Consider the following 13,247-nt stretch of genomic DNA (forward strand, 5'->3'; position numbering starts at 1 on the left):
CGTCCGCGGACATGCGCGGTGCGCGTCCGCACAGGCCGACCGGCTGGCGCAGAACGGGTGGCAGCTCAGTCCGGCCGGGCGGCGGCGTGCTCGGAACGGGACCCCGAAGCCGCGGGCGCGCCCCCGCGCACCGCGTCGGCAGCCGCATACAGCTCGGCGGGACGCACGCCCCCGAAGGCCGCCACGAGATGTCCGTCCGGTCTCACCAGCAGGACCGTGTGCGCCGATGCCCCCGGGTAGGACTCGGCGACGAGCAGCTCCGCCCGGGTGGGCAGCTCCGCCACCGTCGAGGCGAGTCGGGGCATGACGCCCGCCGTCACCCAGTGGCGCCGGTCCCACACCCCCGTGCCGGGGGCGACCAGCACCACCAGCAGCCGAGCCCTGCCCAGCCGGTGCCGCAGCCGGGCCGTCGTCCCTTCGGGAGTCGTCACGGCGACGTCCGCCACCAACGCCCCCGCCGGGGTGGCGACGGCGGTGTGCGCCTCGGTCTGCTGTGGCGCGAGAGGGGAGTGCGGATAGGAGGGGGGTGCACCCAGCGGACCGAGCCCGAGATGTCCGTCCGTCAGCAGGGTGCCGTGGCCTCGGGAGGCGCCCGGCAGATAGGTCCGAATGCCCCCGGTGCCGCGCAGTATCGGCAGGGACTGGTCAGCGGCTCGCAGCCGTGCGGCAACCGCCGTGCGCCGTTCGGCCTGGTAGCTGTCGAGCAGGGTGCCGGAGGCGCCGTGATGCCAGGCCTGGGCGAGCTTCCACGCCAGGTTTTCGGCGTCGCGCATGCCCTCGTCCACGCCCTGGGTACCGACCGCGCCGAGGAGATGGGCCGCGTCTCCGGCGAGGAAGGCGCGATCCACCCGCCAGCGCCGGGCCAGCCGATGATGGAGGGTGTGGACGCCGGTGTCGAGGAGGTCGTACTGGGGTGGTCCGTCGCACCAGCCTGCCAGGGTGTCCCGGACCCGCGACACCAGTGCGTCGGGCGTCACCAGTTCCCCACGGGCGGGCAGCAGCCAGTCCAGCCGCCACACGCCGTCGGCCAGAGGGCGCGCGGTCACCTCGTCGCCGACCGCCCGCCACGGCGGCAGCCGGTGCAGTACGCCCTCGCCGGGCCAGGGGAGTTCGGTGCGCAGGGCCGCGACGGCGTGGCGCTCCACGGCGGTCCGCCCCGGGAAGCGGATCCCGAGGAGCTTCCTGACCGTCGACCGGGCGCCGTCGCAGCCGACCAGGAAACTCCCGCGCCACCAGGTCGCATCGACGCCGCGGGCATGCGCGGTGATACCGCTCCCGTCCTGCTCCAGGACGTCGAGCCGGCTGCACGCGACGACCCGCACCAGATCGGTGGCCTCCACGGCGTCCCGCAGCCCCCGCGTGAGCGCATGCTGCGGGATGTGCACGGGAGCGGGCAGCTCCTCTTCACGGAACTCCACCCGGCGCAGTTCCTGCTTGCGCCGCAGAGAACGCCAGCCGACCCAGCGGAACCCCTCGTCACTCATCGTGGAGCAGCCCAGCCGCTCGGCGAGGGCCGCGGTGTCGGCACGCAGGACCACCGTGCGCGCGGGGCGCGGATCGTCCTTGCACTCGCCCTCGTCGAGGATCACGGTGGGAACGCCCTGTGCGGCGAGGGCGAGGGAGAGCACGAGCCCCACCGGACCCGCGCCGACCACGATCACCGGATCCACGGCGCTGCTCCTGGGACCTGCCGGGACGGAGGGAACAGAGGGAAAGGGCAGGTTGGCGCCCGGTGCGCGATCACAGAACGTATGCAACCCACTGCCGCCGCCTCCGTCAAGCGAGATGGTGCCCCACGGCGAGGCGCCCCCGCACCTGCGGCCCTCTCGCCCCGGACCACGACGTCCACCCGGCGAGAGGTCCACCCGGCGAGAGGTCTACCAGCAAAGAGGTCCACCAGCCGAGAGGGTCCGCCGACCGTGGCAGCGCTCCGGCCCTGGGAGCGCACCGGCCCTGGGAGCGCACCGGCCGTGACGGTCTGCCAGCCGCGACAACTGCCCGAACACGACAGGCGGCCGCATGACGGGCGGCCGCATGACGGGCGCCGCGACGAGCCGGCATCCCCGAGCAGCGGGCCGGCGCCTCCGAGTACCCGGCCGGCCGCACCACGACCGGGCCCGCGGCGGGTCGGGAGCGTAGTGCCGGGGCGTCAGGGGGCGCCATGTGGCGTCAGGCCGGTTGGGGCGTCTTCCTCACCGCGGCCCTTGAGGCGGTGCTCCCGCCCGAGGTCGCTGCGCCCGTCCTCTCCGGGCCTACCCGTGTTGCCGCCCCGGACCGCGTCGAAGGGCGGTGGCTGCCAACCGCCGGCAGCCACCGCCCCTCGTCGGCCGAGGACCTATGAATCGTCGGTTGTTCCGGGAGCGTCGGTCTTGACGGGGCCGGCTCCGACCGCCTCCAGCCCACCGTCCGGCCCGGCATGGACCACCGCGCCGGTGCTCTTCCTGCCGCGCCGCAGCTTGCGCTCCAGCCACCCCGCCGCGGAGGTCAGGGCGAAGTTCAGCGCGACGAAGATGACGGCGACGACGGTGAAGCTGGCGATGGTGTTGGCGCCGTAGTTGGCGCTCATCGGACGGACGGAGGACAGCAGTTCGTTGAAGGAGAGCATCGCGCCGCCGAGGGCGGTGTCCTTCACGATGACGACCATCTGGCTGACGATGGCCGGCAGCATGGCCGTCACCGACTGCGGCAGCAGCACGTGCCGCATCGTCTGGCCCTTGCGCATGCCGATCGCCTTGGCGGCGTCCGTCTGGCCCCGGGGGAGGGACTGGATACCGGCGCGGACGATCTCCGCCAGGACCGAGGCGTTGTACAGCACCAGGCCGGTGACCACCGCGTACAGCGGGCGCACGTCGCTGCTGATGTCGGTGAAGTCGGCGTAGGCCGCGTTGGCGAACAGCATCAGGATCAGCACCGGGATGGCGCGGAAGAACTCCACGACCGCGCCGGCGACGGCGCGGACCGGCCGGTGGTCCGAGAGCCGCGCGATACCGAAGACCGCACCGAGCGGCAGCGCGATGACCAGCGCGAGGGTCGCGGCGATCAGGGTGTTCTGCAGTCCGGGCCAGATGTACGCCGTGTACGGCTGGGAGCTCGTGAAGAACGGCTCCCACTTGACCCAGTCGAGCTGGCCCTTGGAGTTCAGGCCGTCGTACACCCACCACACGGCCAGCGCGAGCACGGCCGTGAACAGGACCGTGTAGGCGATGTTGCGCCACTTCGCGCGGCTGCCCGGCGCGTCGTAGAGAACGGAGCTCATCGCTTGACCGCCACCTTCCTGCTCACCCAGCCGAGCACCAGTCCGGTCGGGAGCGTCAGGCAGATGAAGCCGAACGCGAAGACCGCGACGATGGGGATCAGGGCGGCGTACGTCTCGATCCACTCCTTCATCAGGAGCGAGGCCTCCGCGACACCGATCACCGCTGCGACGGTGGTGTTCTTGGTCAGCGCGATCAGCACGTTGGCCAGCGGGTTGACGACCGACCGGAAGGCCTGGGGGAGGACGATGAGCGCCAGTACCTGGGTGAAGCTCAGGCCCAGGGCGCGCGCCGCCTCCGCCTGTCCGACGGGCACGGTGTTGATGCCGGACCTCAGCGCCTCGCACACGAAGGCCGCGGTGTAGGCGATCAGGCCGAGCACCGCCAGCCGGAAGTTGATCGCCTCGAAGTCGCCACCGCCCAGCGCGACGCCGAGTGTCGAGTAGAGGCCCAGCGAGGCGAAGAGGATGACGACGGTGAGCGGGATGTTACGCACGACGTTCACGTACGCGGTGCCGACGGTCCGCATCAGCGGCACCGGGCTGACCCGCATGCCGGCCAGCAGCGTTCCCCATACGAGGGAGCCCATGGCCGAGTAGACGGTGAGTTTCACCGTCACCCAGAAGGCGCCCAGCAGGGCGTCTATTTCAAGAAAGTCGAACACGATCTCCCGCGCTTCCGCGTCTGCGTGTGGGAAGGACTCGGCGCGCCGCCGCCGGCAGCGGTGGCGGCGCGCCCGGTCGGCCAGGGGTTACTTGACGATGTCGCCGATCTTCGGCGCGGGCTCGTTCTGGTACCCGGCCGGGCCGAAGTGGGCTTCCACGGCCTTGTCCCAGGACTTGTCCTGGACCATCTTCTCCAGAGCCTTGTTGATCTTCCCCTTGAGCTCGGCGTCGCCCTTCTTGAGGCCGATGCCGTAGTTCTCGTTGCTCATCTTGAAGCCGGCGAGCTTGAACTTGCCCTTGAAGGCGTCCTGCGCGGCATAACCGGCGAGGATCGAGTCGTCCGTGGTGAGCGCGTCGATGACCTTGTTCTCCAGGCCGGTGAGGCACTCGGAGTAGCCGCCGTACTCCTGGAGCTGCGCCTTCGGGGCGAGTTCGTCCTTGACGTTCTGCGCCGAGGTCGAGCCGGTGACCGAGCAGAGCTTCTTGTCGTTCAGGTCCGCCGGGGACTTGATGGAGTCGTCGTCGGCGCGGACCAGGATGTCCTGGTGGGCCAGCAGGTACGGGCCGGCGAAGTCCACCTTGGCCAGGCGCTTGTCGTTGATCGAGTAGGAGGCGACGATGAACTTGACGTCGCCGCGCTCGATCGCGGTCTCGCGGTCGGCGCTCTTGGTCTCCTTGAAGACGATGTCGCCCTCGTCGTAGCCGAGCTCCTTGGCCACGTACGTGGCCACGTCGACGTCGAAGCCCACGAACTTGCCGTCAGGGGTCTTCAGGCCGATGCCCGGCTGGTCGACCTTGATACCGATCGTGATCTTCTCGCCGCCGCCCGCGGAACCGCCGTCCGAGGCGTCGTCCTTCGTGCCGGAGCCACAGGCCGTGACGGTGAGGGCGAGCGCGACGGCGGCCGCTGCGGCGGCGGAGGCCTTACGGAGCTTCATGTGAACTTCCCTTGGTTGGACGTGATGTGTGCGATCGGCAGTACCTGCCCGGGGCCAACAGTGCCCAGGAGAGGACCGGTTCAGTGGTGCAGGATCTTCGAAAGGAAGTCCTTGGCCCGGTCGCTGCGCGGGTTGCTGAAGAACTCCTCCGGCGTCGCCTCTTCGACGATCCTGCCGTCGGCCATGAAGACGACGCGGTTGGCCGCACTGCGTGCGAACCCCATCTCGTGGGTGACGACGACCATCGTCATGCCGTCCCGTGCCAGCTGCTGCATGACCTCGAGGACCTCGTTGATCATCTCGGGGTCGAGCGCGGACGTGGGCTCGTCGAACAGCATGACCTTGGGGTTCATCGCCAGGGCCCGGGCGATCGCCACGCGCTGCTGCTGACCGCCGGAGAGCTGCGCCGGGTACTTGTCGGCCTGCGAGCCCACGCCCACCCGGTCGAGCAGGCCCCGGGCCTTCTCCTCGGCGGCCTTCTTGTCCGTCCTGCGTACCTTCAGCTGGCCCAGCGTGACGTTCTCCAGCACCGTCTTGTGTGCGAAGAGGTTGAACGACTGGAAGACCATGCCGACGTCGGCTCGCAGCCGGGCCAGCTCCCTGCCCTCGTCGGGCAGCGGCTTTCCGTCGATCGTGATCGAACCGGAGTCGATCGTCTCCAGGCGGTTGATCGTGCGGCACAGCGTGGACTTTCCGGACCCGGAGGGCCCGATCACGACCACGACCTCGCCGCGCGCGATCGTCAGGTCGATGTCCTGGAGTACATGCAGCGCGCCGAAGTGCTTGTTGACGTTGCTCAGTACGACCAGGTCCGTCGTGGCCGGCACGGCGTCCTCGGCGCCCTTGGTCACTGACACTCCGCTCATCGGCTTCTTGCTCCGTCCTCCTCGGTTGGGAGGACCTTAATGAGACGCTGCGACCATCGTCATTACATCTGAGCGGAAATTGAGCATAACGATCCGGCCGCAACCGGACACTCTGCGTCAACGGGACGGCGGTCGCTGTACCGGGTGGATAACGAAAAACCCCAGGTAGCCGGTGTGCCTCTTGACGCATGGTGCGCCTATCGGTCTTTATGCCCTGGTAACAACGCGCGAGTCACCACCGGGAGGGGGGCCACATGAGACTGCTGCTCGTCGAGGACGACGACCACGTCGCCGCGGCCCTGTCGGCGGTGCTCGCACGGCACGGCTTCCATGTCACCCACGCCCGCAACGGCGAGGAGGCGCTCCAGGCAGTGCTCCCGGCGGCCGCCGAGGGCAGGACGCCCTTCGGGGTCGTGCTGCTCGATCTGGGGCTGCCGGACCAGGACGGCTACCAGGTGTGCGGGAAGATCCGGAAACTCACCAGCACCCCGGTGATCATGGTCACCGCGCGCGGGGACGTGCGCTCCCGCATCCACGGCCTCAACCTCGGCGCCGACGACTACGTCGTGAAGCCCTACGACACGGGTGAGCTGCTCGCCCGTATCCACGCAGTCAGCCGGCGCACCGCCTCCGGCGAGGAGCCCGCGCCGGCCTCCGGCAGTGCGCTCAGGCTCGGTGCGGTCACCATAGAACTGCCCACCCGCCGGGTCAGCGTCGACGGTGCGGACGTGCAGCTGACCCGCAAGGAGTTCGACCTGCTGGCGTTGCTCGCACAGCGGCCCGGGGTCGTCTTCCGCCGTGAGCAGATCATCAGCGAGGTGTGGCGCACCAGCTGGGAGGGCACCGGCCGGACGCTGGAGGTGCACGTGGCGTCGCTGCGCTCCAAGCTCCGCATGCCCGCACTGATAGAGACCGTGCGCGGGGTCGGCTACCGCCTGGTCGCCCCCGTCGCGTAGAGGGCCCGCGTTCCCCTTGCGTACCCGTCTCCTCCCGCTGCTCATCGTCCTCATGGCGGGCGTCCTGCTGGCTCTGGGATTCCCGCTCGCGGTGAGTCTGGCGGCGGCCGAGCAGCAGCGGGTGGTGGTCGACCGGCTGGACGACACGGCACGGTTCGCCGCCCAGGCCCAGTTCGTCACCGAGGGCGTCACGGGGCATGCCGAGCGGCGGACCACCCTCGAGGAGGAACTGACCCGCTACAACGACGTGTACGGGATCCACGCCGGCGTCTTCCACCGCAGCGGTGCCGCCATGGCCCGGGCCCCCTGGCACTGGGAGGTCCCGGAGGCGGGGGTGGGCCGCCAGGCGTTCGCCGAGGCCCTGCTCGGCCGCCGCAGCCAGGACCCGCCGCAGGTCTGGCCCTGGCAGCGGGACGGGCGGATCGTGGTCGCCTCGCCGGTCGTGCGCGACGGCGATGTCGTCGCGGTCGTCGTCACCGACTCGCCCACGGGGCAGCTGCGCTCCCGCATCCTGCGCGGCTGGGTGCTCATCGCGGCCGGCGAGTCCGCGGCGATGCTGGTCGCGGTCGGAGCCGCGTTCCGGCTCACCGGATGGGTGCTGAGACCCGTGCGCATCCTCGACGCGGCCACCCACGGCATAGCGACCGGCCGGATGAACTCACGGGTCGCCGCGGCCGGGGGCCCGCCGGAACTCCGTCGGCTGGCCCGCTCGTTCAACGAGATGGCCGACAACGTCGAGCTGGTGCTGGAGCAGCAGCGCGCCTTCGTGGCCGACGCCTCGCACCAGCTCCGCAACCCCCTCGCCGCGCTGCTGCTGAGGATCGAACTCCTCGCCCTCGAACTGCCCGAGGGCAACGAGGAGATCGCCTCGGTGCGCACGGAGGGCAGGCGACTCGCCCGGGTCCTCGACGACCTGCTGGACCTGGCACTCGCCGAGCACGCCTCCGCCGACATCCGGCTCACCGACATCCGGCTCACCGACATCGGCGAGCTGGCCGCCGAGCGGGTCGCCGCCTGGCGGCCGCTCGCGGAGGAGAAGGGGGTGAGGCTCACGGGCCACGGGCCTGCCGTCACCGCCTGGGCCGACCCGATCGCGCTCTCCAGCGCACTGGACGCCGTGATCGACAACGCGCTGAAGTTCACTCCGGAAGGGGAAGAGGTCACGGTCACCGCCTCGGCGGACGGCAGGACCTCCACGGTCGTGGTGGCCGACGGCGGCCCCGGGCTCACCGACGAGGAACTCACCCGGGTCGGCGACCGCTTCTGGCGTAGCGGCCGCCACCAGAACGTGAAGGGCTCCGGTCTCGGACTCTCCATCACCCGCGCGCTGCTCTCCGCGGGCGGCGGTTCGATCGCGTACGCGCGCAACGAGCCCCGCGGACTGCGGGTGACGGTCACGCTGCCACGCAATCCGCCGACGGCCTGACGACGAGCCGGGCGCCTCGCGGGGGTGCCTGGTCCCGCCGGGGGGAGCCGCCGAAAGGCGTGAGACTGCTGAAACCCAAGGGATACAAGGGACGCGAGGGATACAAGGCGCGCGAGGTGTGTGAGGGGCGCGGAGGTGCGAGGGATACGAGGTGCGCGAGGGGCGCGGGGTGCGCAGAGGTGCGAGGGACGCGAGGTGCGCGAGGTGCGCGGGGTGAGGTGCGCGGGGTGAGGTGCGCGAGGGGCGCGGGGTGAGGTGCGCGAGGGGCGCGGGGTGGGGTGCGCGGGGTGCGCAGAGGTGCGTGAGGGATGCGAGGTGCGTGAGGGGCGCAGAGGTGCGAGGGACGCGAGGTGCGCGGGGTGCGCAGAGGTGCGAGGGACGCGAGGGATACAGGGACGCGAGAGGCACAAGGGACGGTGAGGCCGCTGTGGTGCCGGGGAACCCCGTGGTGCCGGGGGTCGACGAGGGCCCGGCGTGGGTGCCCCGGCCCTGGGGCAGTGGTCGTTGCCTATGCCACGGCCGCCGACCGGACCGGACCGGAGCCCCCGCCCGGGCGCGCCCCCGGACACCGCCGCTGCCCCGGCCGAAACTCCGGCCCCGAACGTTCGCCCGGGTGCCCGCGCTACGGCTTCGCGGAGCCGTAGTACCGCCGGGCGCCCTCGTGGAGCGGCAGCGGGTCCGTGTAGATCGCCGTTCGCAGGTCAACGAGCTGCGCCGGGTGCACCTGGCGGCCGATCCGGTCCCTGCTCCTGATCACGGTCCGGGTGAGCCGCTCGGTCAGCTCGGCATCCGCCCTGTCGGTCGTGACGAGCAGATTGGCCACGGCGACGGTCTGCACCGAGGACCTCGCCCCCATCCTGGGGTAGGCGTCGGACGGGATCACCGCCGAGTGGTAGTACCGCGTCGCGTCGCCGGTCGCGTGGACGCGGCCGATGAGGTCCTCTCCCACCGGGACCAGCCGTACCGGGAAGCGTTCCGACAGGTTGCGGATCGCACCGGTCGGCAGTCCGCCCGACCAGAAGAAGGCGTCCAGCTCGCCCCGTTCCAGCCGGCCGGGCACGGTGTCGATGCCGGCGGACACCGGGTCGACGTCCTGGTCGGCGTCCAGGCCCGCGGCCGTGAGAACCCGGTCCGCTATGAGTCGGACGCCGGATCCCGGATGTCCGACCCCCACGCGCTTGCCGCGCAGATCGGCCGGGGTCTCCACGGGAGAGCCCTGGGGCACGATCAGCTGCACGTAGTCGTCGTACAGCCGCGCGCAGCCGCGCAGGCGGTCGGCGCCCGGTCTGCCGTCGAGCCGGTACTTCGCCACCGCGTCGGCGGTCGCGACGGTGAAGTCGGCCTCACCGCTCACCACCCGCTCGAGGTTCTGCTGCGAGCCCTCGCTGGTTCTGAGGTCTATCGACACCCCCGGCAGATCGCGTGCCAGGGCGTCCTGGAGCAGGTCCCCGTACCGCTGGTACACACCGCTCTTCACCCCTGTGCTGAACGTGAGCCGGCCGCTCGGGCCGTCCCCGCCCGTCGGCAGCAGCCACCACAGCAGCAGTCCGCACACGACGGCCAGCGCCGCGGCGCCCTGCATGGCGCGGCGCCGTCCGGTCCGGGACGAGGCGGGGAGCATGGCCGCGATCCTGCCAGCTCACCCGCGGTGCTGGCCAGGCCCCGCCGTCCCGGCCCACCGGGGTACCTCTCCCCGCCGCGGCCGCTCTCCCGCTTCCCGCCCGGGAACGCGGGGGCGACGGGCGGCCCTCACCCCGTACCCTGGTGTGCGAGATGAGCGCGAAGACTTACGAGGTGCGCACCTACGGGTGCCAGATGAACGTCCACGACTCCGAGCGGCTGTCCGGCCTGCTGGAGGACGCCGGCTATGTCCGGGCGCCCGAGGGCACGGGTGAGGGCGAGGCGGATGTCGTCGTCTTCAACACCTGCGCGGTCCGGGAGAACGCCGACAACAGGCTGTACGGCAACCTCGGGCGGCTTGCGCCGATGAAGGCCCGGCGGCCGGGGATGCAGATCGCCGTCGGCGGCTGCCTGGCCCAGAAGGACCGCGACACCATCGTCACGAGGGCGCCGTGGGTCGACGTCGTCTTCGGCACGCACAACATCGGCAGGCTGCCCGTGCTGCTGGAGCGTGCCCGCGTCCGGGAAGAGGCGCAGGTCGAGATCGCCGAGTCGCTGGAGGCCTTCCCCTCCACGCTGCCGACGCGCCGCGAGAGCGCTTACGCGGCCTGGGTTTCCATCTCCGTCGGATGCAACAACACCTGCACCTTCTGCATCGTGCCCGCGCTGCGCGGCAAGGAGAAGGACCGCCGCCCGGGCGACATCCTCGCCGAGGTCGAGGCGCTGGTCTCCGAGGGCGTCTCGGAGATCACCCTGCTCGGCCAGAACGTCAACGCGTACGGTTCCGACATCGGCGACCGCGAGGCGTTCTCCAAGCTGCTGCGCGCCTGCGGAGGGATCGAGGGACTGGAGCGCGTCCGCTTCACCTCCCCGCACCCGCGCGACTTCACGGACGACGTGATCGCCGCGATGGCCGATACCCCCAACGTGATGCCGCAACTTCACATGCCGCTTCAGTCCGGCTCGGACACGGTGCTCAAGGCGATGCGCCGCTCCTACCGGCAGGAGCGCTACCTCGGCATCATCGAGAAGGTCCGCGCCGCGATCCCGCACGCCGCCATCTCCACCGACATCATCGTGGGCTTCCCCGGCGAGACCGAGGAGGACTTCGAGGAGACCCTGCACGTCGTCCGCGAAGCCCGCTTCGCCCAGGCCTTCACCTTCCAGTACTCCAAGCGTCCCGGGACCCCGGCCGCCGAGATGGGCGGGCAGATTCCGAAGGAGGTCGTCCAGGCGCGCTACGAACGGCTGGTTGCCCTCCAGGAGGAGATCTCCTGGGCGGAGAACGGGAAGCAGGTCGGCCGGGTCCTGGAGGTCATGGCGGCCGAGGGCGAGGGACGCAAGGACGGAGCCACGCACCGGCTGTCGGGCCGCGCGCCCGACAACCGCCTGGTGCACTTCACCAAGCCCGCCCAGGAGGTGCGACCGGGCGACGTCGTGACCGTCGCGATCACCTACGCGGCCCCGCACCACCTGCTGGCCGAGGGCGACGCGATCTCCGTGCGCCGTACCCGGGCCGGCGACGCCTGGGAGAAGCGGCACGCGGACCCGCAGCGGCCCGCGGGCGTGATGCTCGGGCTGCCGGCGGTCGGGGTCCCCGCCCCGCTGCCCGCCCCGGCGGGCGGCTGCTCGGCGGTGGGCTGACCCGCCGCGCGGGGGCCGCCGCCACGCGGTGCCGACGGGGCGGGCCGGTGCGGCCTCCGGCCCCGGTGCGGGTGTCCGCCGGGGCGCCTGCGATGAGTGCGGTGTCCTTCGGGTGTCCGCCGGGGTGCCTGTGATCCGCGCGGCTTTCCTGCCCGGGTGCACGTGCCCGTCGCCGGTCCGGTGATCCGCACCGGCCCGTGGGCCCCGTGCGGGTGTCCGCCGGGGCGGCCGGGACCCGCACGGGACGGCCCCTTAGGCTGCGATCATGCTTGTCGCCGCCGCCGTCTGCCCCAGCCCTCCGCTCCTGGTGCCCGATGTGGCCGCCGGCGCCGCACCCGAACTCGACACGACCCGTACCGCCTGCGCCGAGGCGCTGGGCGTGCTGGCCGTGTCGCGTCCCGAGGTGCTGGTCGTGGTGGGGCCCGCCCGGCCGGGTGAGCGGCCGGGGCACCACGCCCGGGGGACACCCGGATCCTTCGAGGGCTTCGGCGTGCCCACCCGGGTGCGCCTCGGCGCGCCGGAGGGGCCGCCGCCGGAGGGGAGCCTGCCTGCGGCACTGGCTGTCGGAGCCTGGCTCCTGGAGCGGGCGCACTGGTCATCCGCGCCGGTGGAGGGTCTCGCCGTGGGCACCGGACTGGCGGCCGGGCGCTGCATGGAGACCGGACGCGGTCTCGCCGGGCGGGCCCGGCGGGTCGCGCTGCTCGTGATGGGCGACGGCAGCGCCTGCCGCAGCCGGAAGGCTCCCCGTTACCTGGACGAGCGGGCGGCGCCCTTCGACGCGGCGGCCGCCCGGGCGCTCGGCACCGCCGACACCGAGGGTCTCGCCGCCCTCGACGAGGCACTGGCCCGCGAGCTGGGGGCGGCGGGCCGCGCACCCTGGCAGGTGCTCGCGGGCGCGGCCGAGGGCGCCCGCCTCAACGGGCGGCTTCTCCACGAGGACGCCCCGTACGGCGTCGGGTACTTCGTGGCGGCCTGGTCCTGACCCCGAGCCGCCGGTGCCAGTGGGCCCGGCCCACGAGCACCGGCGGCTCGGGTACGCGTCGCTCGGGTACGCGTCGCTCGGGTACGCGTCGCTCGGGTACGCGTCGCTCGGGTACGCGTCGCTCGGGTACGCGTCGCTCGGGTACGCGTCGCTCGGGTACGGACGGCACAGCGCCTGCCCCGCCCGGCCGTCGGCCGCGGAGCACGGGCTCCGCGGCCGACGGCCGGAGTGCTCTCAGGAAGCCGGCGGCGGGGTGCCCTCACCGCCCTTCCGGGGCCCGTCGTCCTTGCGGGCGAGGCGGTCCCAGGCCTCCTTGGCCTTGCCGGTACCCGACTCGATCCTGTCGCTGTACTTGCCCTTGGTCCGCTGGTCGACCGTCCGTGCGGCCTTGTCCAAACCGTGCTCGACCCTGTGCCCGTGCTGGTGGGCGAGGTCGGCGAACTTCTCCCTGGCGGGCGCGAGCCTGGCCTTCAGCGCCTCCATGATGCCCATGGGCCACCTTCGCTCATCCGGATCTACTGCCGGGCGCCTTGCCCGGCTCCGTTGTCCGCGGCCTCGCCGACGGACTGCTGCTTCGGGATCTCGACCTGCTCCGCCCCGGCGGCCCCGGCGGGGTCCGACGGCCCGGTTCCGCCGGCCGCCGCGGAGGCCGCCGGGGTCTCTCCCGCAGCGGACCCGGTGCGGTCCCCGGTGCCGCTGCCGCTTCCGTCCTCTCTGCTCTCTCCGCTCTCTCCGCCGTCGGCGCAGCGGACGGACTCGTCCGCGGACGCCTCCACCGGCTCCTTCGCCCCAAGGGCGTCCCGGGCGGGTCCCCCGTCGGTGCCGCTCCCGGTGTCACTCTCTGCGCCGCCCTCTGCGCCGCTCCCGAGGCCGTCCGTCGCACGACCGGCCGCGCG

At 72.2% G+C, this 13,247-nt stretch carries 12 protein-coding genes; 4 read left to right on the forward strand and 8 right to left on the reverse strand.

Features of this window, described 5'->3' with window-relative positions:
- Positions 1-65: 65 nt before the first annotated feature.
- The 5 genes from DDQ41_RS24310 to DDQ41_RS24330 form a co-directional block, all read right to left on the reverse strand.
- Positions 66-1,670: an FAD-dependent monooxygenase gene (locus tag DDQ41_RS24310; RefSeq protein ID WP_109296380.1), complete on the reverse strand. Its 1,605-nt coding sequence runs from the start codon at positions 1,668-1,670 to the stop codon at positions 66-68.
- A 665-nt stretch (positions 1,671-2,335) separates the two neighbouring features.
- Positions 2,336-3,256, reverse strand: coding sequence for an amino acid ABC transporter permease (locus tag DDQ41_RS24315; protein WP_109296381.1), 921 nt, complete (start codon positions 3,254-3,256; stop codon positions 2,336-2,338).
- Positions 3,253-3,918 (reverse strand): amino acid ABC transporter permease, encoded by a 666-nt coding sequence (locus DDQ41_RS24320; RefSeq protein ID WP_109296382.1) that lies wholly within the window; start codon positions 3,916-3,918, stop codon positions 3,253-3,255. The genes DDQ41_RS24315 and DDQ41_RS24320 overlap by 4 nt, the downstream gene beginning before the upstream one ends.
- Positions 3,919-4,005: 87 nt before the next feature.
- Positions 4,006-4,857, reverse strand: coding sequence for a glutamate ABC transporter substrate-binding protein (locus tag DDQ41_RS24325; protein WP_109296383.1), 852 nt, complete (start codon positions 4,855-4,857; stop codon positions 4,006-4,008).
- An 80-nt stretch (positions 4,858-4,937) separates the two neighbouring features.
- A complete protein-coding gene (locus DDQ41_RS24330) occupies positions 4,938-5,723 on the reverse strand; it encodes an amino acid ABC transporter ATP-binding protein (RefSeq protein WP_109296384.1) in 786 nt (261 codons plus the stop codon).
- Between the two features lie 254 nt (positions 5,724-5,977).
- Between DDQ41_RS24330 and DDQ41_RS24335 the strand changes: the two genes are divergently transcribed.
- Entirely contained in the window at positions 5,978-6,679 is a 702-nt protein-coding gene (locus DDQ41_RS24335) for a response regulator transcription factor (RefSeq protein ID WP_109296385.1), read from the forward strand.
- Positions 6,680-6,695: 16 nt separating this feature from the next.
- Positions 6,696-8,105, forward strand: a complete 1,410-nt coding sequence (locus DDQ41_RS24340; protein WP_109296386.1) for a sensor histidine kinase — start codon at positions 6,696-6,698, stop codon at positions 8,103-8,105.
- Positions 8,106-8,727: 622 nt separating this feature from the next.
- On the opposite strand, the gene DDQ41_RS24345 is transcribed toward DDQ41_RS24340, so the two are convergent.
- Positions 8,728-9,726 carry a TAXI family TRAP transporter solute-binding subunit gene (locus DDQ41_RS24345; RefSeq protein ID WP_109296387.1) on the reverse strand — a complete coding sequence of 333 codons (999 nt, stop codon included), beginning with the start codon at positions 9,724-9,726 and terminating at the stop codon, positions 8,728-8,730.
- A 152-nt stretch (positions 9,727-9,878) separates the two neighbouring features.
- On the opposite strand from DDQ41_RS24345, the gene miaB reads away from it, so the two are divergent.
- Together miaB and DDQ41_RS24355 are read left to right on the forward strand one after the other, a co-directional pair.
- Positions 9,879-11,369: a tRNA (N6-isopentenyl adenosine(37)-C2)-methylthiotransferase MiaB gene (miaB, locus tag DDQ41_RS24350; RefSeq protein WP_109296388.1), complete on the forward strand. Its 1,491-nt coding sequence runs from the start codon at positions 9,879-9,881 to the stop codon at positions 11,367-11,369.
- A 265-nt stretch (positions 11,370-11,634) separates the two neighbouring features.
- Positions 11,635-12,351, forward strand: coding sequence for a class III extradiol dioxygenase subunit B-like domain-containing protein (locus tag DDQ41_RS24355; protein ID WP_109296389.1), 717 nt, complete (start codon positions 11,635-11,637; stop codon positions 12,349-12,351).
- A gap of 234 nt (positions 12,352-12,585) precedes the next feature.
- Here the strand turns inward: DDQ41_RS24355 and DDQ41_RS24360 are convergent, their stop codons facing one another.
- Together DDQ41_RS24360 and DDQ41_RS31435 are read right to left on the reverse strand one after the other, a co-directional pair.
- A complete protein-coding gene (locus DDQ41_RS24360) occupies positions 12,586-12,843 on the reverse strand; it encodes an antitoxin (RefSeq protein ID WP_109296390.1) in 258 nt (85 codons plus the stop codon).
- A gap of 23 nt (positions 12,844-12,866) precedes the next feature.
- Complete coding sequence (locus tag DDQ41_RS31435) at positions 12,867-13,127, reverse strand: gliding motility protein (RefSeq protein ID WP_147317658.1); 261 nt, start codon at positions 13,125-13,127, stop codon at positions 12,867-12,869.
- Between the last annotated feature and the right edge of the window lie 120 nt (positions 13,128-13,247).

The organism is Streptomyces spongiicola (assembly GCF_003122365.1).
Classification (GTDB): Bacteria; Actinomycetota; Actinomycetes; order Streptomycetales; family Streptomycetaceae; genus Streptomyces; species Streptomyces spongiicola.